This is a genomic window from Aquabacterium sp. A7-Y (assembly GCF_026153205.1).
Classification (GTDB): domain Bacteria; phylum Pseudomonadota; class Gammaproteobacteria; order Burkholderiales; family Burkholderiaceae_C; genus Caldimonas.
Map to the genome: position 1 here is coordinate 147,956 of NZ_JAPFBW010000009.1, position 20,122 is coordinate 168,077.

Annotated in this window: 16 protein-coding genes and 5 tRNA genes; 10 read left to right on the plus strand and 11 right to left on the minus strand. The window is 69.4% G+C overall.

Going from position 1 to position 20,122, the window contains the following annotated elements; translation table 11 throughout:
- Nucleotides 1-141: 141 nt before the first annotated feature.
- Together OOT46_RS10410 and OOT46_RS10415 are read right to left on the minus strand one after the other, a co-directional pair.
- A complete protein-coding gene (locus OOT46_RS10410; protein ID WP_322114248.1) occupies nt 142-858 on the minus strand; it encodes an ABC transporter ATP-binding protein in 717 nt (238 codons plus the stop codon).
- 13 nt (nt 859-871) lie between these two features.
- On the minus strand, nt 872-2,212 hold the full coding sequence (locus OOT46_RS10415; protein ID WP_265403530.1) for an efflux RND transporter periplasmic adaptor subunit: 1,341 nt from the start codon (nt 2,210-2,212) through the stop codon (nt 872-874).
- Nucleotides 2,213-2,415: 203 nt separating this feature from the next.
- Between OOT46_RS10415 and OOT46_RS10420 the strand changes: the two genes are divergently transcribed.
- From OOT46_RS10420 to OOT46_RS10445, 6 genes are read left to right on the plus strand one after another with little or no spacing between them, the layout of a single operon-like run.
- Nucleotides 2,416-3,117, plus strand: a complete 702-nt coding sequence (locus OOT46_RS10420; RefSeq protein WP_265403531.1) for a TetR/AcrR family transcriptional regulator — start codon at nt 2,416-2,418, stop codon at nt 3,115-3,117.
- Between the two features lie 43 nt (nt 3,118-3,160).
- Nucleotides 3,161-4,327 (plus strand): efflux RND transporter periplasmic adaptor subunit, encoded by a 1,167-nt coding sequence (locus OOT46_RS10425; protein ID WP_265403532.1) that lies wholly within the window; start codon nt 3,161-3,163, stop codon nt 4,325-4,327.
- A gap of 21 nt (nt 4,328-4,348) precedes the next feature.
- Nucleotides 4,349-7,546 (plus strand): efflux RND transporter permease subunit, encoded by a 3,198-nt coding sequence (locus OOT46_RS10430; protein WP_265403533.1) that lies wholly within the window; start codon nt 4,349-4,351, stop codon nt 7,544-7,546.
- A 43-nt stretch (nt 7,547-7,589) separates the two neighbouring features.
- Entirely contained in the window at nt 7,590-8,255 is a 666-nt protein-coding gene (locus OOT46_RS10435; RefSeq protein WP_265403534.1) for a protein-L-isoaspartate O-methyltransferase family protein, read from the plus strand.
- A gap of 7 nt (nt 8,256-8,262) precedes the next feature.
- Complete coding sequence (locus OOT46_RS10440) at nt 8,263-8,601, plus strand: rhodanese-like domain-containing protein (RefSeq protein ID WP_265403535.1); 339 nt, start codon at nt 8,263-8,265, stop codon at nt 8,599-8,601.
- Nucleotides 8,602-8,654: 53 nt separating this feature from the next.
- The gene (locus OOT46_RS10445) at nt 8,655-10,028 is read left to right on the plus strand and encodes a TolC family outer membrane protein (RefSeq protein WP_265403536.1); all 1,374 of its coding nucleotides are present in this window, start codon (nt 8,655-8,657) and stop codon (nt 10,026-10,028) included.
- Here the strand turns inward: OOT46_RS10445 and OOT46_RS10450 are convergent.
- Together OOT46_RS10450 and OOT46_RS10455 are read right to left on the minus strand one after the other, a co-directional pair.
- On the minus strand, nt 10,006-11,322 hold the full coding sequence (locus tag OOT46_RS10450; protein WP_416136175.1) for a 3-deoxy-D-manno-octulosonic acid transferase: 1,317 nt from the start codon (nt 11,320-11,322) through the stop codon (nt 10,006-10,008). The two genes, OOT46_RS10445 and OOT46_RS10450, sit on opposite strands and share 23 nt — an antisense overlap.
- Before the next feature lie 191 nt (nt 11,323-11,513).
- A complete protein-coding gene (locus OOT46_RS10455; RefSeq protein WP_265403537.1) occupies nt 11,514-12,902 on the minus strand; it encodes a phosphomannomutase/phosphoglucomutase in 1,389 nt (462 codons plus the stop codon).
- Nucleotides 12,903-13,072: 170 nt separating this feature from the next.
- On the opposite strand from OOT46_RS10455, the gene OOT46_RS10460 reads away from it, so the two are divergent.
- Genes OOT46_RS10460 through OOT46_RS10475 form a run of 4 tightly spaced genes read left to right on the plus strand, consistent with a single transcriptional unit; the run spans nt 13,073 to nt 16,493 of the window.
- Entirely contained in the window at nt 13,073-14,569 is a 1,497-nt protein-coding gene (locus OOT46_RS10460) for an Ada metal-binding domain-containing protein (RefSeq protein ID WP_265403538.1), read from the plus strand.
- A 4-nt stretch (nt 14,570-14,573) separates the two neighbouring features.
- Nucleotides 14,574-15,080: a methylated-DNA--[protein]-cysteine S-methyltransferase gene (locus OOT46_RS10465; protein WP_265403539.1), complete on the plus strand. Its 507-nt coding sequence runs from the start codon at nt 14,574-14,576 to the stop codon at nt 15,078-15,080.
- 39 nt (nt 15,081-15,119) lie between these two features.
- Nucleotides 15,120-16,001 (plus strand): DMT family transporter, encoded by an 882-nt coding sequence (locus tag OOT46_RS10470; protein WP_265403540.1) that lies wholly within the window; start codon nt 15,120-15,122, stop codon nt 15,999-16,001.
- A 39-nt stretch (nt 16,002-16,040) separates the two neighbouring features.
- Nucleotides 16,041-16,493 (plus strand): carboxymuconolactone decarboxylase family protein, encoded by a 453-nt coding sequence (locus OOT46_RS10475; RefSeq protein WP_265403541.1) that lies wholly within the window; start codon nt 16,041-16,043, stop codon nt 16,491-16,493.
- A 275-nt stretch (nt 16,494-16,768) separates the two neighbouring features.
- On the opposite strand, the gene OOT46_RS10480 is transcribed toward OOT46_RS10475, so the two are convergent.
- From OOT46_RS10480 to OOT46_RS10510, 7 genes are all read right to left on the minus strand, one after another.
- Nucleotides 16,769-16,845, minus strand: a tRNA-Asp gene (locus OOT46_RS10480).
- A 59-nt stretch (nt 16,846-16,904) separates the two neighbouring features.
- Nucleotides 16,905-16,980: transfer RNA gene (locus OOT46_RS10485), tRNA-Glu, on the minus strand.
- Nucleotides 16,981-17,044: 64 nt separating this feature from the next.
- Nucleotides 17,045-17,121, minus strand: a tRNA-Asp gene (locus tag OOT46_RS10490).
- Nucleotides 17,122-17,179: 58 nt separating this feature from the next.
- Nucleotides 17,180-17,255 (minus strand) — tRNA-Glu (locus OOT46_RS10495).
- 40 nt (nt 17,256-17,295) lie between these two features.
- A tRNA-Ala gene (locus tag OOT46_RS10500) sits at nt 17,296-17,371 on the minus strand.
- A gap of 116 nt (nt 17,372-17,487) precedes the next feature.
- Nucleotides 17,488-18,882 carry a glutamate--tRNA ligase gene (gene gltX, locus OOT46_RS10505; protein ID WP_265403542.1) on the minus strand — a complete coding sequence of 465 codons (1,395 nt, stop codon included), beginning with the start codon at nt 18,880-18,882 and terminating at the stop codon, nt 17,488-17,490.
- Nucleotides 18,879-20,120, minus strand: a complete 1,242-nt coding sequence (locus tag OOT46_RS10510) for an O-succinylhomoserine sulfhydrylase (RefSeq protein ID WP_265403543.1) — start codon at nt 20,118-20,120, stop codon at nt 18,879-18,881. The genes gltX and OOT46_RS10510 overlap by 4 nt, the downstream gene beginning before the upstream one ends.
- Nucleotides 20,121-20,122 lie beyond the last annotated feature (2 nt).

Below are 20,122 nucleotides of genomic sequence, written 5' to 3' on the forward strand. Positions count from 1 at the left end.
GCTTGGGAGCGGCCCGGCGCTCGGCCCGCTGACATGACAGCCCCTCGACCGACGGGTACGCCGGTCGATCCCCCGAGGGGATGCGGGCCGGCTTGGGAGCGGCCCGGCGCTCGGCCCGCGGGCGGGTTGGCACTGGATGTCTCATGCCGCTTGCCCCGCGCCGCGCGGCGCCTGCCGGCTGTCCTCGATCACGTGGCCGTCGCGGAACACCAGGCGACGCGCCGCCCACGCCGCGACGTCGTGCTCGTGGGTCACCAGCACGATGGTGATGCCACGGCCGTGCAGCTCGGTGAGCAGGCGCATCACTTCGTCCGAGGTGGTGCTGTCGAGCGCGCCGGTGGGCTCGTCGGCCAGGATCATCTGCGGGCGGTTCACCAGCGCTCGCGCGATCGCGACGCGCTGCTGCTGGCCGCCCGACAGCTCGGCCGGCGTGTGGCCGGCGCGCGAGGCCAGGCCGACCTGCTCCAGGCAGGCCAGCGCGCGCTCGCGGCGTTCACGCCGCTCGACGCCGGCGTACACCAGCGGCAGCTCGACGTTCTCCACCGCCGAGGTGCGCGGCAGCAGGTTGAACTGCTGGAACACGAAGCCGATGCGCCGGTTGCGGATCGCCGCCAGGGCATCGCCCGACAGCGAGTCGACCGGCTCGCCCGCGAGCCGGTAGCTGCCGGAGGTGGGCCGGTCCAGGCAGCCGAGGACGTTCATCAGGGTGGACTTGCCCGAGCCCGAGGCGCCCATGATGGCGACGAACTCGCCGGCCTCGATGTCCAGCGACACGCCGCGCAAGGCGTGCACCGGGTTGCCGGTGTCGCCGCCCATCAGGTAGGTCTTGTAGAGCTCGCGCACTTCGATCAAGGCCATGTGGCAGCCCCGCTCACAAGCCCAGCCGGGGCCCGCCCGCCGGACGCGCGCCGCGGCCCTCGCCCGCCGCCGAGACGACGCCGGTGACGACCCGGTCGCCTTCCTTGATCGGGCCTTCCAGCACCTCGGTCATGGCACCGTCGCTGATGCCCAGCCGCACCGGCACGGTCCGAGGCTCGCCGCCCTCTGCCGGCAACAGGTGCAGGCGGGACCGCGCGCCGCCGCCTTCGCCCCGGCCGCCGCTCCCGCGTCCCGCAGCGGCTCCCTCGCGCCGTGCCGCGGCCGGGCGCTCCGCCTCCTCGGCCCCCGGCAGGCGCACCCGCAGCGCCGCATTGGGCACCTTGAGCACCGCGTCGCGCTGGTCGGTGACGATGCGCACATTGGCCGTCATCCCGGGCAGCAGCCGGCTGCCCGCTTGCGTGAAGGCGATCACCACCGTGTAGGTCACGACGTTCTGGGTGGTGGTGGCCGACTTGCGGACCAGCTTCACCCGCCCCTCCAGGCTGCGGCCCGGGAAGGCGTCGACCGTGAAGCTGGCGGCCTGGCCCGGCTGCACCCGGCCGATGTCGGCCTCGTCGACCGGCACTTCCACCTGCATGTCCTCCAGGTTGCGCGCGATCACGAACAGCTCGGGCGCTTGCAGGCTGGCCGCCACGGTCTGGCCCAGCTCGATGCTGCGCTTGATCACGATGCCGTCGACCGGCGAGCGGATCTGGGTGCGCTGCAGGTCGACCCGGGCCTGGGCCAGCTGGGCTTCGCGCTGGCGCACCGTGGCTGCGGCGCTGCCGGTCTGGGCGCGCGCCACCTGCTGCTGGGCCTGCGCGCTCTGCAGCGCCTGCTGCAGCGCATCGGCCTGCGACGCGCTGCGCTCCAGTTCGGCCGGGGAGATGAAACCCTGCGCCACCAGGTCGCGGTTGCGCGCCAGGTCGCGCCGGGCCTGCTGGGCCTCCAGCCCGGCGCGGCTGGCCGCCGCCGTGGCGGCGAGTGCGTTGGCCTGCGCGGTCAGCACCGCGGCGCGGGCGGCTTCGAGATCGGCCTGCGCCTGCTGCACCCGGTACTCGAAGCTCTGGGGGTCGAGCCGGGCGATCAACTGGCCCTTGCGCACCTCTGAATTGAAGTCCGCCAGCACCTCCAGGATCTGCCCCGAGACCTGGCTGCCGACCTGCACCTGCGACACCGCGGTCACAGTACCGGCGGCCGACACGCTGGCCTGCAGGCTGCCGCGTTCCACCGGCGCGCTGCGATAGCTGTCGGCAGCGTCCCGGCCGCCCTTCCACCCCCAGAAGCCGGCCGCTGCCGCAGCAAGACCGAGGACCCCCACGAGCACGACGGCCCGCCACTGCTTGACTCTCATGCCGGCGATTCTAGAAAGACCCGCCCGCCGCCGATGCGCCCACCGCACACTTCACGCTTCTTTACCTCGGCCGCCCTGCGCGCGCACGAGGGCTGTACGCGACATTGCGGCTCCGCACGCCCCGGCCGGGCGGCGCGATCTCTTGCCTTGACCCTGACAGGGTCACGCAGTACATTACTGACCGGTCAGTCATTATTGTTCCGATGTCTTCACACGTCCCCGCCTCACCGCCCCCTGCCGACGCCGAGCCCGCACGCCGCCGGCGCAAGGAAGCGCGTCCCCAGGAATTGCTGGACGCGGCGTTGGACCTGTTTGTCGAAAAAGGTTTCGCGGCCACCAAGATCGACGATGTCGCGGCCCGCGCCGGGGTTTCCAAGGGCACGGTCTATCTCTACTTCCCGAGCAAGGAAGAGCTGCTGAAGGCGGTGATCCGGCACAACCTGAGCCTCACCATTGCGCAGGGCGACAACATCGTCAGCAACTTCGAAGGCAGCACGCCGGACCTGATGCGCCTGGTCACGCACACCTGGTGGGAGCGTGTCGGCGAGACCCAGGCCTCGGGCATCTTCAAGCTCATCATCACCGAGGTGCGGAACTTCCCCGACCTGGCCGAGTTCTATCAGGCCGAGGTGATCGAGCCGGGCCACCGGCTGCTCGCCAAGCTGCTGCAGCGCGGCGTCGACCGCGGCGAGTTCCGGGTCACCAACCTGCTGGACACGGCGCACTCGTTCATCTTCCCGATGTTGATGCTGGCGCTGCACAAGCATTCCATCGGCGCCTTCCCCTGCCACATCACGGGAGAGATCGCCGAGGACCCGCGCCGTTTCATCAGCAACCATACCGAATTGATGCTGCGCGGCCTGGCGCCCGATCCCGAAGACAACCGGGCACGGCGAACGCCTTAGAGCGGTCCGGCGTGCAAACGACAACAACAGCGAGACGAAAGCAATGAGGGTCACGACAAGACGTTGGCTGAAATGGCTGCTGCCCACCCTGGTGGTGCTGGTGCTGGGGGCCGCCGTGGGCCGCGCCATCAAGGCCAAGCAGGCCGACCGGGCGCAGGCCACCCAGGCCGCCGGCGTGGCCGCGGCAGCGCTGGAACTCGCGCCCACCGATCTGGTGCCGGTGCAGCGTCAGGAGCTGGTGCGCCGGCTGCCGATCTCGGGCAGCCTCGAAGCCGTCTCCACCGCCGTGGTGAAGGCCAAGGTCGCGGCCGAGGTGCGCGAGCTCGGCGTGCGCGAAGGCGACAAGGTGCGTGCCGGCCAGCTGATCGCCCAGCTCGACACCAGCGAATACGCCGCGCGGCTGCGGCAAGCGCAAGAGCAGGCCGCCTCGGCGCGGGCCCAGCTGGAGATCGCCGAGCGCACCTTGCAGAACAACCGCGCCCTGGTCGACCAGGGTTTCATCTCCAAGAACGCGCTGGACACCTCCGTGTCCAATGCCGCCGCCGCCCGCGCCACCCTGCTCGCGGCCCAGGCCAACGCCGACCTGGCGCGCAAGGCGCTGGACGACACGGCCCTGCGCGCGCCCATCCCGGGCCAGGTCTCGCAGCGGTTCGTGCAGGCCGGCGAGCGCGTCGGCGTCGATGGGCGTGTGGTCGAGATCGTCGACCTGTCGCGCATCGAGCTGAAGGCCGCCGTCGCGCCCGAGGACGTGGCCCAGCTGCAAGTCGGCAGCCGCGCCCAGCTGCAGGTGGACGGACTGGCGACCCCGGTCGCCGCCGAGGTGGCGCGCATCAACCCCGGCACCCAGGCCGGCACCCGTGCGGTGCTGGTCTACCTGAGCGTGCAGCCGCAGGCCGGGCTGCGCCACGGCCTGTTCGCCAGCGGCCAGGTCGAGCTGGGCCGCGGCCCGGCACTGGCAGTGCCGGAGGGCAGCGTGCGGCGGGACCAGCCCGAGCCCTATGTGCTGGTGGTGCAGGACGGCAAGGTGGTGCACAAGCGCGTCTCGCTGGGGCCGCGCGGCAGCGCCGGCCCGCGCGGCGAGGCCCTGGTGGCGGTGGCTTCGGGCCTCAGCGAGGGCGACCGCGTGCTGCAGGGCAGCCTGGGCCTGGTGCGCGACGGCACGCCGGTGCGTGTCACCGCGATGGCCCCCGCCGCCGCGGCGAGCCGCTGAGAGCCGCCGAGGGAGCCGGCCATGTGGTTCACGCGCGTTTCGATCAAAAACCCGGTCCTGGCAACGATGGTGATGCTCGCCTTCGTGGTGCTGGGGCTGTTCGCCCTGCAGCGGCTCAAGGTCGACCAGTTCCCGGACATCGAGTTTCCGGTCGTGGTGGTGCAGATCGCCTACCCCGGCGCCTCGCCGGAGATCGTCGAGTCCGAGGTCACCAAGAAGGTCGAGGAGGCGGTCAATACCATCGCCGGCATCAACCAGCTGATGTCGCGCTCCTATGACGGCCAGTCGGTCGTCATCATCCAGTTCAACCTCGAGCTGGACGGCCGCAAGGCCGCCGAGGACGTGCGCGAGAAGATCGCGGGGATCCGGCCGCTGCTGCGCGACGAAGTCGAGGAGCCGCGCGTGCTGCGCTTCGACCCGGCCTCGCGCGCCATCTACACGCTGGCCCTGACCTCGCCCGACGGCTCGCGCTCGCCGGTCGAGCTGAGCAGCCACGCCGACCAGATCGTCAAGAAGCGCCTGGAGAACGTGCGCGGCGTCGGCTCCGTGACCCTGGTCGGCGCGGTCAACCGCGAGATCAATATCTACCTGCGGCCCGATGCCCTGGAGGCCCTCGGCGTCGGCGTCGACCAGGTGCTGCAGGCGGTGCGCACCGAAAACCAGGACCTGCCGGCCGGCGCGCTGCGCTCCAGCGAACGCGAGCAGGTGGTGCAGATCAGCGGCCGCCTGAAACGGCCCGAGGACTTCCGCGACATCATCGTCGCGCGCAAGGGCAGCAACGGCAGCAGCGTGCCGGTGCGCCTGTGGCAGGTGGCCGACGTGGTGGACGGCCCGCAGGAAGTCGAGAGCCTGGCGCTCTACAACGGCCAGCGCACCCTGGCGCTGTCGGTGCAGAAGGCGCAGGGCGAGAACACCATCGACGTGGTCGACGGGCTCAACCGCGTGGTCGAGGAACTGCGCGGCGAGTTGCCGCCGGGTCTGGCGCTGGACGTCGTGAGCGACACCTCGCGGCCCATCCGCGTGGCGGTGAAAAACGTGCGCCAGACGCTGATCGAAGGCGCCGTGCTGACGATCGCGATCGTCTTCCTGTTCCTCAATTCCTGGCGCTCGACCGTCATCACGGGCCTGACCCTGCCGATCGCGCTGATCGGCACTTTCCTCTTCATGTACTGGTTCGGCTTCTCCATCAACATGCTCACGCTGATGGCGCTGAGCCTGTGCGTGGGCCTGCTGATCGACGATGCCATCGTGGTGCGCGAGAACATCGTGCGCCATGTGCAGATGGGCAAGAGCCCGTACCAGGCCTCGCTGGACGGGACACAGGAGATCGGCCTGGCGGTGCTGGCGACCACCTTGTCCATCGTCGCGGTGTTCCTGCCGATCGGCTTCATGGAAGGCATCATCGGACGCTTTTTCCACCAGTTCGGCGTCACCATCGTCGCGGCGGTGATGATCTCGATGTTCGTCAGCTTCACGCTGGACCCGATGATGTCCAGCGTCTGGCACGATCCGGCGATCCGCCATGAAGGCGACGCGGCACGCCCGCGCGGCCTCTACGACCGCACCCTGGGTCGGCTCACCGGCGCGGTCGATCGCTTCTCGAACTGGCTGGCCGACGCCTATCAGCGCATCCTCGCCTGGTCGCTGAAGCACAAGCTCGCCACGCTGGGCATCGCCGCGCTGAGCCTGGTACTGAGTTTCGCCATCGTGCCCATCCTCGGTACCGAGTTCGTGCCCAAGGCCGACTTCTCCGAGACCAGCATCAACTTCTACACGCCCACCGGCTCGTCCATCGAAGTGACCGAAGCCAAGACGCGCCAGGTGGACGCGATCGTGCGCGAGTTCCCCGAGGTGCGCTACACCGTCGCCACCGTCAACTCCGGCCAGGCGCAGGGCCGCAACTACGCCAGCCTGCACGTGCGGCTGGTGGACCGCGACCAGCGGCAGCGCAGCGTCGACGAGATCTCGGCGCTGCTGCGCAAGCGGCTGGCGCGCGTGCCGGGCATCACCGTGACCCACGTCGGCCTGCTCGATTCGGTGGGCGGCGCCAAGCCCATCTCGCTGTCCGTCCAGGGGGCCGACCTGCGCGAGCTGCAGCGCCTGACCGACACGCTGACGGCGCGACTGCGCGGCATTCCCGGCCTGGTGGACCTCGACACCACGATGAAACCGAACAAGCCCACCGTCGACGTCGAGGTGCGCCGCGACGCGGCCTCCGACCTGGGACTCGGCGTGGGCGCCATCACCGAGACGCTGCGCGCCCTCGTGGCCGGCCACACGACCGGCAACTGGCGCGCTCCCGACGACCAGAGCTACGACGTCAAGGTGCGCCTCGCGCCTGAGGCCCGGCACGCGCTGCCGGACCTGGAGCGCCTGGGCCTGAGCCTGGCATCACCCGACGGCGGCAGCCGCATCGTGCGCCTCTCGCAGGTGGCCGACATCCGCCCCTCCTTCGGGCCCAACCAGATCAACCGGCGCGACCTCAACCGCGAGGTCGAGATCACCGCCAACGTCTCCGGCCGCTCGCTCGGCGAGGTGTCGGCCGAGATCCGCCGCGTGCTGGACGACACCGCCTTCCCCGCCGGCTACCGCTGGAAGTTCGGCGGCTCGACCAAGGACATGCAGGAGTCCTTCGGCTACGCGGTCTCGGCGCTGGCGCTGGCGGTGATCTTCATCTACATGATCCTGGCCTCGCAGTTCAAGAGTTTCCTGCAGCCGATCGCGCTGATGTCCTCGCTGCCGCTGACCCTGATCGGCGTGGTGCTGATCCTGCTGCTGTTCCGCTCGACCCTGAACATGTTCTCCATCATCGGCGTCGTGATGCTGATGGGCCTGGTGACCAAAAACGCGATCCTGCTGGTCGACTTCGCCAACCGGGCGCGCCAGGGCGACAGCGGCGAGGGCCTGACGGGCCGGCAGCTGGGCCGCGAGGAGGCCCTGCTGATGGCCGCCCGGGTGCGGCTGCGACCCATCCTGATGACCACCCTCGCGATGGTGTTCGGCATGGTGCCGCTGGCCTTCGCGCTGTCCGAGGGTGCCGAGCAGCGCGCACCCATGGGCCAGGCGGTGATCGGCGGGGTCATCACCTCCTCGCTGCTGACCCTGGTGGTGGTGCCGGTGATCTATTGCTACCTCGACGACCTGTCGGCGTGGCTGAAGCGCAAGCTGCGTGGCTCGAGCGCGGCTGCAGGTCCTGTCGTGGCGGGGGAGGCGAAATAAAATGCCGGTTTCTCCCCATGTCCACTCATCGCCAGGACGGCTCATGAACATCGAACAAGCCCGCTTCAACATGATCGAACAACAGATCCGCACCTGGGAGGTGCTGGATCAGTCCGTGCTGTCGCTGCTGGCAGTGGTCAAACGCGAGGACTTCGTGCCGGCGGAGCACCGTTCGATGGCCTTCATCGACATGGCGGTGCCGCTGGTGGACAACGGCTCGCTGGGCCGCTCGATGCTGGAGCCCAAGGTCGAGGCCCGCCTGCTGCAGGAGCTGGGTGTCGGCAAGCACGAGAAGGTGCTCGAGATCGGCGCCGGCTCCGGCTACATGGCGGCCTTGCTGGCGCACAAGGCGCAGCGCGTGCTGAGCCTGGAGATCGACCCCGAGCTGGCCCGTTTCGCGGCCGACAACCTCAAGCGCGCGGCGGTGATGAATGCCGAGGTGCGCCAGGCCGACGGCTCCAAGGGCGCGCTCGCCGAAGGCCCCTTTGACGTCATCGTCGCGTCCGGCTCGGTGGCGACGGTGCCGCAGCCGCTGCTCGACCAGCTCAAGGTCGGCGGCCGCCTGACCACCATCGTCGGCCACGAGCCCGTGATGCAGGCCGTGCTGGTGACACGCGTCGACCAGAATGCCTGGCGCACCGAGGTGCTGTTCGACACGATGGCGCCGCGCCTGCTCGGCTTCGACGAGCCGCCCAAGTTCCGCTTCTGACCCGCCCATGCAGCAACTCTCCGTTCGCGACACCCGGCACCTGATCGCCACCGCCGACCCGGCCCGCCCGCCGCTGCTGCTGGATGTCCGCGAACCGTGGGAGTTCTCGCTGGCCGCGATCCGGCTCGCTGCAGCCGAGACCCTGCACATCCCGATGCAGCAGGTCCCGGCCCGGCTGGCCGAGATCCCGCGCGACCGCACCGTGATCTGCGTCTGCCACCACGGCATGCGCAGCCTGCAGGTCGCGCACTACCTGGCGGCTCAGGGCCACGACGACGTGATCAACCTGCAGGGCGGCATCGATGCCTGGTCGCAAGAGGTCGACCCGGACCTGCCGCGCTACTGACGCCTGCCCCCTCGCCCCCTCCAGCGGAACTTGACCACAGAAGGAATCGACCCATGTCCGAGCCCGTGTCCCAGCCCTTTCGCCGCAGTGTGCGCCGCCGGCCGGCCCGCCTGGTGCTGTCGCTGGGCATCGCCGCCCTGTTCGCCAGCGGCGGCGCCGTGCAGGCGCAGAGCCTGGCCGAGGTCTACCAGGCCGCGCGCGACTACGACGCCACCTACCTGGCAGCGCGGGCGCAGGCCGAGTCGGTCCGCTACCAAGCCGAGCAGGCCTATGCGCTGCGGCGCCCCAAGGCAGAGCTGAACGCCGCCTACACGCGCTCCGAAAACGAAACCGCCAGCGGCATCGACCGCTCCAACCGCAGCACCCAGGTCGGCGTGGGCGCGCGTCAGCCGCTGTTCAACCGCGCCAACGGCGCCACCATCGAGCAGGCCGAGCGCAGCCTGCAAGTCGCGACTGCCGAGCTGCAGGAGGCCGAGCAGGACCTGATCGTGCGCGTCGCCGACGCCTATTTCCAGGTGCTGGCCGCGCAGGACGCGCTGGCTGCCGCGCAGGCCAACAAGAAGGCCATCTCCGAGCAACTGGCGTCGGCCAAGCGCAACTTCGAGGTCGGTACCGCAACCATCACCGACACCCGCGAGGCGCAGGCCCGCTTCGACCTGGCGACCGCGCAGGAGATCGCCGCCGACAACGACCTGCGCACCAAGCAGATCGCGCTCGACCAGCTGGTCGGCCGCACCGGGGTCAGCCCGCGTCCGCTGCCCGGCAGCGTGGCACTGCCGCCGGTGCAACCCGCCAACGTCGAGGAGTGGGTGGCCCAGACCGACAACGCGCCCACCGTGCGGCGTGCCCGCCTGGGCCTGGAGATCGCCGAGCTGGAGACCGACAAGGCCCGCGCCGGCCACCTTCCGACCGTCGATCTGGTGGGCCAGGCCGGCCGCAACCGCCTGCGCGGCGATCCGCAGAGCGCGCTGCCCGGCGCCTCGGGCCTGGGCACCTCCAAGAGCGCCAGCGTCGGTGTGGAGCTGAAGCTGCCGCTGTTCGCCGGCTTCGCGGTGCAGAACCGGGTCAAGGAAACCCTGCTGCTGGAGGAAAGGTCGCGCAACGACCTGGACGCGGCCCGCCGCGGTGTCGCCCAAGGCACCCGCCAGGCCTTTTTCGGCGTGCAGTCCAAGCTCGCGCAGGTCAAGGCGCTGGAAGCGGCCGAGGCCTCCAGCCAGCTGGCGCTGGAGGCGACCCAGCTCGGCTACAAGGTCGGCGTGCGGGTCAACCTCGATGTGCTGAACGCACAGACCCAGCTGTTCAACACCCGCCGCGACCTGGCCCAGGCACGCTACGACGTGCTGGTCAACAGCTTGAGGCTGCGCCAGGCCGCCGGCGTGCTGGTGCCCGAGGACGTCACCCCGATCAACGGGCTGCTGACGCCCTGAGCCTGTCCTCCTCGTTCGCCACCGCGGCGATGCGGCGTGCCATGGCGGCCGCGGCGCCGCGGTTGGCCTCGGCGAACGCGAGGCAGCAGGCGACCCGCGCGCCGCGCTCCTGCGACTGCGCCAGCTCGGTGGCCCGCGTGACACCGTCCTGCAGGCTGTCGACGCGCAGGGCGGCACCCGCTTGCAAGGACAGCTCCGCCGCGTCGGCGAAGTTGAAGGTGTGCGGCCCCATCACCACGGGGCAGCCGCAGGCGGCCGCCTCGATGAGGTTCTGCCCGCCCAGCGGCGCGAAGCTGCCGCCCAGCAAGGCCACGTCGGCGGCGCTGTAGTAGGCCGGCATCTCGCCGATCGAGTCGCCCAGCCAGACATCGACCGCAGCCGCCTCGGCCGGGGGCAGCGGGCCGCTCCAGCTGCTGCGCCGCAGCTGGGTCAGACCCGCGGCCTTGACCAGGGCAGCCACCTCGTCGAAGCGCTGCGGATGGCGCGGGATCAGCAGCAGCAGCGGACGGGGCCCGGGCAAGCGTTTCCAGGCCGCGAGCAGCGTTTCCTCCTCGCCCTCGCGCGTGCTGGCGGCGGCCACCAGCGGCCGACCCGCTAGCACCGCGTGCCAGCTGCGGCCGCGTTCGATCAGCGCGGCGTCGGGCGTCATGTCGAATTTGACGTTGCCGCACACTTCCACCGGCTCGGCCCCGGCTTCGCGCAAGCGCACGGCATCGGCCTCGGTCTGCGCCAGCACGAGGCGCAGCGCATGCACCGCGGGGCGCATCACCGCCTCCAGCCGGCGCGCCTGGCGCAGGCTTTTTTCGCTCAGGCGGGCATTGGCGAGCACCATCGGCACACCGGCATCGCGGGCGCCGTGCAGCAGGTTGGGCCAGACCTCGGTTTCCATCAGCACGCCGACGCGAGGCCGGAACTGCTGGAAAAAGCGCTGCACGACACCCGGCGTGTCGTAGGGCAGCCAGGCCTGGCGGTCACCGGCCTGGAGCAGCTTCTCGCCGGCCTCGCGCCCGGTGGCAGTGCCGTGGGTGAGCAGCAGGCGCATGCCCGGCAACTCGCGCCGCAAGGCCTCGACCAGGCCGGCCGCCGCGCGTGTCTCGCCCAGCGACACCGCATGCAGCCAGACCCAGTCGCGCGAAGGCCGGCCGCGGTAGAGGCCGAGCCGCTCCAGCACCGCATGGCGGTAGAGCGGCTCCTCGCGCCCGCGCCACCAGAGCTTGACCAGGTAGACCGGCTGGAGCAGCCCCAGCAAGGCCGAATAGGCATGCCGCGCCAGGCCGCGACGCACGGCGCTCACCGCGCCGCTCCTGCGGCGGCGCCGGCACGAGAAAAGATGAAAAGGAAAAATCGCACCGGGCGATTGTCTACAAATTCGTAACGAGCTGATGCTCGGCGGCCTTCATGAGAAGGGGATGTTGTACGACACCCCTGCCGGCACAAAAAAGCCCGCACGCGGCGGGCTTGGGAGACCTTCGAGCCGGGCCGCACTCAATGCCCCGCGCCCACCTGGGCATCGGGCTTGACCGAGCGCAACGCGGTCATGAACTCGTGCTCGATGCGATGCAGCGCCTCCTGCGTGTGGCCCTCGAAACGCAGCACCAGCACCGGCGTGGTGTTGGACGCGCGCACCAGGCCGAAACCATCGGCGTATTCGGCGCGCAGGCCGTCGATCGTGATGACCTCCTGGGCGTCCTTGAAGACCTCGCCGCCCGAGAGCTTGGCGCGCAGCTTCTCGATCACCTGGTGGTGCTCGCCTTCGGCGCAGGGCACATTCAGCTCGGGGGTGTTGAAGCTGGTCGGCAGACCGTTCAGCACGGCGCTCGGGTCCTGGCTGCGCGAGAGGATCTCGAGCAGGCGGGCGGCGGTGTAGGTGGCATCGTCGAAGCCGTACCAGCGCTCCTTGAAGAAGATGTGGCCGCTCATCTCGCCGGCGATCGGCGAGCCGGTCTCCTTGAGCTTGGCCTTCACCAGCGAGTGCCCGGTCTTCCACATCAGCGGCTGGCCGCCGGCGTCGCGGATCACCGGGGCGAGGCGCTGGGTGCACTTCACGTCATAGATGATGGAGGCACCGGGGTTGCGGCTCAGGATGTCCTGGGCGAACAGCATCAGCTGCCGGTCGGGATAGATGATGCTGCCGTCCTTGGTCACGACACCGAGCCGGTCGCCATCGCCATCGAAAGCCAGGCCCAGTTCGGCGTCGGTCTCCTGCACGGTGCGGATCAGGTCGGCGAGGTTCTCGGGCTTGGACGGATCGGGATGGTGGTTGGGGAAATCACCGTTCACTTCCGAATACAACTCGGTCACCTCGCAACCGAGCGCACGCAGGATGCCGGGGGCCGACGCGCCGGGGATGCCGTTGCCCGAGTCGACCACGATCTTCATCTTGCGGGCGAGCTGGGCGTCGCCGCTGATGCGGTCGCTGTATTCCTTCAGCAGGTCCCACTGCGTCAGGCCGCCTTCGCCCTGTGCATAGTCTTCCGCCTCGATGCGCCGACGCAGGGCCTGGATCTCGTCGCCGTAGATCGCGCGGCCGGCGAGCACCATCTTGAAGCCGTTGTAGTCCTTCGGGTTGTGGCTGCCGGTGACCTGGATGCCCGAGGAGCAGCGTGTCGCTGCGGCATAGTAGGTCATGGGGGTGGTGACCGGGCCGAGGTCGATGACGTCCACGCCGGTGCTGCGCAGGCCACGGATCAGGGCCGCCGAGATGGCCGGGCCCGAGAGGCGGCCGTCGCGGCCGACCGCGACGACCTTCTCGCCCTGCACCCGGGCCTCGCTGCCGAAGGCGCGGCCGAGGTGCTCGGCGACCGATTCATCCAAGGTCTTGCCGACGATGCCGCGCACGTCGTAGGCCTTGAAGATGGATGCTTCTACTTTCATGAAGAGTACTCCCCTGTACTGCAGTGAATCGCCGGATTGTAGGGAGGGGCGCCGCTGTGCTTGTGACCGCACGGTAACGTCGGGAGCCCGCCCCTCGGATCACGGGCAAGCGGCGGGCCACATGTCCGGAAACGGCCAGTCGGCGCCGGGCGGCCGCCGATAATCGCGGCATGACGATCAATGCCGACGCCGCCTACCTCGCCCTCAAGGCGCGCGACCGACGCTTCGACGGCCGGCTGTTTGTCGGCGTCACCTCGACGCGCATCTACTGCCGCCCGGTCTGCCGCGTCCGGACGCCCAAACGCGACAACTGCCGCTTTTACGGCAGTGCGGCCCAGGCCGAGGCGGCCGGCTTCCGGCCCTGCCTGAAGTGCCGGCCCGAGATCGCGCCGGCCGATCGCAGCCTGGCATGGTCCGTGATGGACGCTTCGCGCACGCTGGCCCACCAGGCGGCCGCATGGCTGGAGCAGTATGCCGCCCTCGGCGAGCAGGCCCGCATGGACCGGCTCGCCGCTGTGCTGGGCATCACCGATCGCCACCTGCGCCGCATCTTCGCGGCGGAGCATGGCGTGACGCCGCTGCAATACCTGCAGACGCGCCGCCTGCTGCTGGCCAAGCAGTTGCTGACCGACACCCGCCTGCCGGTGACCCAGGTCGCGCTCGCCGCCGGGTTCGGCAGCGTGCGACGTTTCAATGCCGCCTTCGCCGAGCGCTACCGCCTGCAGCCGGGCGAGCTGCGCCGCCAACTGCCCGAGCGCGACACGGGCGACGGACCCGCGGTGAACCTGCAGCTGGCTTATCGCGAGCCCTACGAGGGACGGGCCTTGCTGGGTTTCCTGGCACAGCGGGCCATCCCCGGCGTCGAGGTGGTGCAGTTCGACGGCCCGCACGCCGGCATCCGGCGCAGCCTGCGCATCGAGCACGAGGGCGGGGAACAGCGCGGCTGGCTGCAGGCGAGTTTTGTCCCCGGGCGGCCGGTGCTGCGCATCGCGCTGGCGCCCGAACTGGCTCACCACAGTGCCGCGCTGCTGCGCGGGGTGCGGCGCTGGCTGGACCTGGATGCCGAGCCGGAGGCGATCGACGCGGTGCTGGCCGCCCTGCCCGCACCCGGCACACGCCTGCCGGGTGCCATCGACAGCTTCGAGCTGGCGGTGCGTGCGGTGCTCGGCCAGCAGGTCAGCGTGGCGGCGGCACGCACCTTCGCGACGCGTCTGGTGCAGGCCTACGGCGAACCGGTTGCCACGCCCTGGGACGACGTGAACCGCCTGTTTCCGACCCCGGCCGTGCTGGCGCGGGCCGATGCGGCCGGACTGGGGGAACTCGGCATCGTGCGCCAGCGCGCCGGCGCCATCGTGGCCCTGGCGACGCAGTGGCCCAGCCTGTCCGTCCTCATCGCCCGGGGCAGCGCGCCCGAGGCCCTGATGGCCGCGCTCCAGGCTTTGCCCGGCATCGGCCCGTGGACCGCGCACTACATCGCGATGCGGGCGCTGGCCTGGCCCGACGCCTTCCTGCCCAAGGACGTGGCGCTGCTCAAGGCGATGGAGCAGGTGCTCGGCGTGCGTGGCCAGCGCGCGGCCGACCTGCTGGCGCGCCAGTGGAGCCCCTGGCGCTCGTATGCGGTGCTGCGACTGTGGGCCGCCCTCACCCCCTCTGCCGAGAAAGCCTGAGCCCATGAAAACGACTGTGCCTCGCTACACTGCGCAGCGCCGCATCGCGTCGCCGCTCGGAGAGATCCTGCTGGCCCGCACCGACGCGGGGCTGGCCGGGCTCTGGTTCGAGGGGCAGAAGGACCATCCCGAGGTGCTGTCGGCACCGCAGGCTGCGGCGGACGATGCCTGGCTGGGCCAGGCGGAGGAACAACTGGATCGCTTCTGGCGGGGAGCGCCGGTGGACTTCACGGTCCCGCTGGACCTGCATGGCACGCCCTTTCAGCGCGCCGTGTGGCAAGCCTTGCTGACACTGTCCCTGGGCCGCACCGCCAGCTATCGAGACATTGCGCTGCAGATCGGGTGCACGAGCGCCACGCGGGCCGTCGGCGCGGCGGTGGGACGCAACCCGGTGTCCATCATCGTGCCCTGCCACCGCGTGATCGGCAGCAGCGGCGGCCTCACCGGCTACTCGGGGGGACTGGAAAGAAAAGTGGCGCTGCTGCGCCTCGAAGGGGTGCTGGCGCTCTAGGCGCGCGGCCTCCGCGACCGATTGTTTTTGAAGGACTGAATGAAAGCCCGTGACCTGCTCGATCTCGTTCTGCTCGCCGCCATCTGGGGCGCCTCTTTCCTGTTCCTGCGGCTGGGTGCAAGCGAGTTCGGACCGGTGGCGCTGGCCGCGGTGCGCGTCGCGGGCGCCGGCCTGTTCCTGCTGCCCATCCTCGTGATGAAGCGCCAGACCGCTGCACTGCGCACGCACGCGGGTCATCTGCTCGTCGCGGGCGTGCTGACCAGCGGCCTGCCCTTTCTCTGCTTCAGCTATGCCGCGCTGTCGATCACGGCAGGCCTGTCGTCCATCTTCAATGCCACCACCCCCTTGTTCGGCGCGCTGATCGCCTGGATCTGGCTGAAGGACCGGCCCGGCCCTTGGCGCGCGGCGGGCCTGGCGATCGGTTTCCTCGGGGTGCTCGGGCTCGCCTGGGAGAAGGCCAGCTTCAAGCCCGGCGCCGACGCGACCGGCTGGGCGGTGCTCGCCTGCCTGGCCGCCACCTCGTGCTACGGCTTGTCGGCCAGCTACACCAAACGTTATCTCACCGGCCTGCCGCCCCTGGCCGTGGCCGCCGGCACCCAGTTGGGCGCAACGCTGTTCCTGCTGCTGCCCGCAGTGCGGTGGTGGCCGGCCGCGACGCCCTCGGCCGGAGCCTGGGGAGCGGCCCTTGCCCTCGCGCTGCTGTGCACCGGCCTCGCCTACATCCTCTACTTCCGCCTGCTGGCGCGGGTGGGGCCGGCCAACACCATTTCGGTGACCTTCCTGATCCCGGCCTTCGCCGTGGCCTGGGGCTGGCTTTTCCTCGGCGAGGGCGTGACCGGGGCGATGTTGCTCGGCAGCGCGGTGATCCTGCTGGGCACCGCGCTGGCAACCGGCCTGCTGCCCAGGCGCCCGTCTCGGTGACAATGCGCGCCAGCCCAAACCACCCTCTGGAGCCCTGCCATGAGCCAAGACAAGACTGCCCTGCCCTTTGAACCCGCCACGCCGATCGCCGCAGCTTTCGAGCCCGGCCTGCAAGTCCGCCGCAAGGTGCTGGGCGAGCACCATGTGCGGCGCGCGCTGGACAACGCGGGAGACTTCCAGGCCGAACTGCAGGAACTGGTGACCGCCTTTGCCTGGGGCACGGTGTGGACGCGCGAAGGCCTGCCGCTCAAGACCCGCAGCATGCTCACCGTCGCGATGCTGGTCGCACTGGGCCGCCAGAAGGAACTGGAAGGCCACCTGCGCGGTGCGCTGAACAATGGCGTCAGTGTTGAAGAACTGAAGGAAATCCTTCTGCACAGTGCCGTCTACTGCGGTTTTCCGGCCGCCATCGAAGGCTTCCGCACGGCGGCGACGGTGATCGAGCAATATCGCCAGGACGGCCGGCCTGCAGGAGCGCCGGGTGCGTCCTGAACGCCCCGGGATTCTTGATGAAGCGCCCCTGACGAGGAGACGGCGATGACATCGGCACGCAAGCACAAGTTGCGTATCCCCGCACCCCAGCCCCGCAATCCCCTGGTGGCTCCCGCGGCCCGCCGCAAGGCCGGCTCGCACCGCAAGGGCGAACGTAGCGAGCGGCAGGCCGCGGCTCGCGAACTGCGCAGGCACCTAAAGGGCGACCCAAACTGAGCATCCCCGGGTCGCGTCGACCCATGAAAAAAGCCGCTCGGGGGCGGCTTTTTGAATTGTGGCGGAGTGGACGGGACTCGAACCCGCGACCCCCGGCGTGACAGGCCGGTATTCTAACCAACTGAACTACCACTCCGCGTGGCAGCGAGTCGTCTGCCTCGAGCTTTCGACCCTCAACACCTGCCTCGCTCAACTTGGCGTCCCCTAGGGGATTCGAACCCCTGTTACAACCGTGAAAGGGTCGTGTCCTAGGCCTCTAGACGAAGGGGACCAAATTCATTCTTATCTCTGTTGAATTAAAAAGCCGCCCGGCTGGGCGGCTTTTTGAATTCGCTTGGCGGAGTGGACGGGACTCGAACCCGCGACCCCCGGCGTGACAGGCCGGTATTCTAACCAACTGAACTACCACTCCGCGTGGCAGCGAGTTTCTGCATCGAGCTTTCGACTCTCTGCACAAGCCCCGCCAAACTTGGCGTCCCCTAGGGGATTCGAACCCCTGTTACAACCGTGAAAGGGTCGTGTCCTAGGCCTCTAGACGAAGGGGACAAGATGCTTCGCCATCTCTTGAACCGCGCGCCACCGTGATTGGTGGAGGTAAGCGGGATCGAACCGCTGACCTCTTGCATGCCATGCAAGCGCTCTCCCAGCTGAGCTATACCCCCGTCACTCGTTTCGCCCCTCCGCATCGCATCAGAGGTAAATCACCTCTTCAGCATCTGCTTCAGATCTACTTTGCGTGTCGCGCTGTTCAAGCGAGAATGAAAGTATATAACGGTTCTCAAACGCTTTGCAAGCGGTCGAGCACAACTTTTTGGTCGAACGCTGCCAACACCGCATCGATGGATGGGGTCTGTGCCCGCCCGCATACCAGCACGCGCACCGGAATCGCGAGCTGCGGCATCTTGAGGCCGTGCGCGGCGATGCTGTCCTTGATGGCCTGCTGGATGGCGCCCTTCTCCCACGCGACCGTGGTCAGCTTCTCGCGCAGCGTGGCCAGCGCGGGCTTGACGGCCTCGGTGACATGGGCCTCCAGATCCTCGGCGCTGGGCTCGACGTCGACAAAATACATCGAGATCCAGTCGGCCAATTCGACGGTCGTCGCACAGCGGTCCTTGAAGAGCCCGCACAGGGCCGCGAGCCGTGCGTCGGCCTGGACCTGGACACCGCGCTTGGCGAGTTGTTCGGCGACCAGACCGGCCAGCATGCCATCGTCGGCCATCTTGATGTGCTGGCCGTTGACCCAGCGCAGCTTGGCCTCGTCGAACTGCCCGGCCGACTTGCCCAGGTGGTCGAGATTGAACCACTGCAGGAACTGCTCGCGCGTGAAGATCTCGTCGTCGCCGTGGCTCCAGCCCAGACGCGCCAGGTAGTTCACGACGCCGTCGGCCAGGTAGCCCTCGTCGCGGTACTGCGTGACGGCCTTGGCGCCGTTGCGCTTGCTCATCTTCTCGCCTTGCTCGTTGAGCACGGTGGGCAGGTGAGCGTAGACCGGCGGCTCCTTGCCGAGGGCGCGGAAGATGTTGATCTGACGCGGCGTGTTGTTGACATGGTCGTCGCCTCGCACGACGTGGGTGATGCCCATGTCGATGTCGTCGACGACGACGCAGAAGTTGTAGGTCGGCGTGCCGTCGGGCCGCGCGATCACCAGGTCGTCGAGCTCGTCATTGCTGATCTCGATGCGGCCCTTGACCTTGTCTTCCCACACCACCGAGCCGCCGACCGGATTGCGGAAACGCAGCACCGGCTGCACGCCCTCGGGCACCGGGGGCAGCGTCTTGCCGGGCTCCGGGCGCCAGGTGCCGTCGTAGCGCGGCTTCTCCTTGGCGGCCATCTGGCGTTCACGCAGTGCGTCCAGCTCGGCGGACGACATGTAGCAGCGGTACACCAGGCCCTGCTCCAGCATCTGGCCCAGCACCTCCTTGTAGCGGTCCATGCGCTGCATCTGGTAGTAGGGACCTTCGTCATGGTCCAGGCCCAGCCACTGCATGCCTTCGAGGATCACATCCACCGCGGCCTGCGAGGAACGCTCCAGGTCGGTGTCCTCGATGCGCAAGATGAACACGCCGCCGTTGGCGCGCGCGAAGGCCCAGGGATACAGCGCCGAGCGGATATTGCCCAGGTGGATGAAACCGGTCGGCGACGGGGCGAAGCGGGTGCGGATCTGGGTCATCATGCTGTCAGGCTGTCGAGGCCGCGTGCGAGGTCGTTCAGCAGGTCCTGCACATCGTCCAGGCCGACCGCGACGCGGATCATGCCCTGCGTGATGCCGGCGGCCTGGCGCTGCTCCTCGGTGAGGCGCCCGTGCGAGGTGCTGGACGGATGGGTGATGGTGGTCTTGGTGTCGCCCAGGTTGGCGGTGATCGAGCAGATGCGGGTGCTGTCGATCACGTGGAAGGCATTGCGGCGCGCCAGCTCGGGCCCGCCCTGCTGCTGGCCGCGCACGATGAAGGCGACCACGGCGCCGCCGCTGCCGCCCTGCTGGCGCATCGCCAGCTCGTGCTGCGGGTGCGACTTGAGGCCGGGGTAGTAGACGCGCTCGACGGCCGGGTGCTGCTCCAGCCAGCCCGCGACACGCAGGGCGCGCTCGCTCTGGGCTTGCATCCGCACCGACAGGGTCTCCATGCCCTTGAGCACGACCCAGGCGTTGAAAGGCGAGAGCGACATGCCGGCGCTGCGCATCACGGGCACGAACTTGCCCTCGATCAGGGCTTCGCTCGCGCACACCGCGCCGGCGATCACACGGCCCTGGCCGTCGAGGTACTTGGTGCCGGAATGGATGATGAGGTCGGCGCCGAGCTTGGCCGGCTGCTGCAGCGCCGGGGAGCAGAAGCAGTTGTCGACCGCGAGCAGCGCCCCGCCCTGGTGAGCGATCTCGGCCAGCGCCGCGATGTCGCACACCTCGTTGAGCGGGTTGGTCGGCGTCTCGGCGAACAGCAGCCGGGTGTTGTGGCGCATTGCGCGCTGCCAGGCACCGATGTCGGTCTGGGACACGAAACTGGTCTCGATGCCGAACTTGGAGAACTCGCCGCCAAGCAGCTTGATGGTCGAGCCGAACACGCTCTGCGAGCAGATCACGTGGTCGCCCGCCTTGAGCAGGGCCATCACTGTCAAGAGGATGGCACTCATTCCGCTGGAGGTGCCGATGCACGCCTGCGTGCCTTCCAGGGCCGCGAGGCGCCGCTCCATCATCATGACGGTCGGGTTGCTGAAGCGCGAATAGACGAAGGCCTCTTCCTCGTTGGCAAAACGCGCCGCCGCGGTGGCCGCGTCCGGATGCACGAAGCTGCTGGTCAGGAACAGCGCCTCCGAGTTCTCGCCCCAGGGCGTGGCCGGCAGACCTTCGCGCACGGCCAGGGTGTCCAGCCGCACGTCGGCCGGCAAGTCGACCCGGGGAATCTTCTTGTCGTTCATCG

Bases quoted from the DNA above. Each gene is read 5' to 3' on its own strand.
- OOT46_RS10470 (WP_265403540.1), top strand. From the start codon at position 15,120: ATGAAAGCCCGTGACCTGCTCGATCTCGTTCTGCTCGCCGCCATCTGG.
- OOT46_RS10455 (WP_265403537.1), bottom strand. From the start codon at position 12,902: ATGAAAGTAGAAGCATCCATCTTCAAGGCCTACGACGTGCGCGGCATC.
- OOT46_RS10465 (WP_265403539.1), top strand. From the start codon at position 14,574: ATGAAAACGACTGTGCCTCGCTACACTGCGCAGCGCCGCATCGCGTCG.
- OOT46_RS10460 (WP_265403538.1), top strand. From the start codon at position 13,073: ATGACGATCAATGCCGACGCCGCCTACCTCGCCCTCAAGGCGCGCGAC.
- OOT46_RS10425 (WP_265403532.1), top strand. From the start codon at position 3,161: ATGAGGGTCACGACAAGACGTTGGCTGAAATGGCTGCTGCCCACCCTG.
- OOT46_RS10415 (WP_265403530.1), bottom strand. From the start codon at position 2,212: ATGAGAGTCAAGCAGTGGCGGGCCGTCGTGCTCGTGGGGGTCCTCGGT.
- OOT46_RS10475 (WP_265403541.1), top strand. From the start codon at position 16,041: ATGAGCCAAGACAAGACTGCCCTGCCCTTTGAACCCGCCACGCCGATC.
- OOT46_RS10435 (WP_265403534.1), top strand. From the start codon at position 7,590: ATGAACATCGAACAAGCCCGCTTCAACATGATCGAACAACAGATCCGC.
- gltX (WP_265403542.1), bottom strand. From the start codon at position 18,882: ATGATGACCCAGATCCGCACCCGCTTCGCCCCGTCGCCGACCGGTTTC.
- OOT46_RS10510 (WP_265403543.1), bottom strand. From the start codon at position 20,120: ATGAACGACAAGAAGATTCCCCGGGTCGACTTGCCGGCCGACGTGCGG.
- OOT46_RS10445 (WP_265403536.1), top strand. From the start codon at position 8,655: ATGTCCGAGCCCGTGTCCCAGCCCTTTCGCCGCAGTGTGCGCCGCCGG.
- OOT46_RS10410 (WP_322114248.1), bottom strand. From the start codon at position 858: ATGGCCTTGATCGAAGTGCGCGAGCTCTACAAGACCTACCTGATGGGC.
- OOT46_RS10430 (WP_265403533.1), top strand. From the start codon at position 4,349: ATGTGGTTCACGCGCGTTTCGATCAAAAACCCGGTCCTGGCAACGATG.
- OOT46_RS10440 (WP_265403535.1), top strand. From the start codon at position 8,263: ATGCAGCAACTCTCCGTTCGCGACACCCGGCACCTGATCGCCACCGCC.
- OOT46_RS10420 (WP_265403531.1), top strand. From the start codon at position 2,416: ATGTCTTCACACGTCCCCGCCTCACCGCCCCCTGCCGACGCCGAGCCC.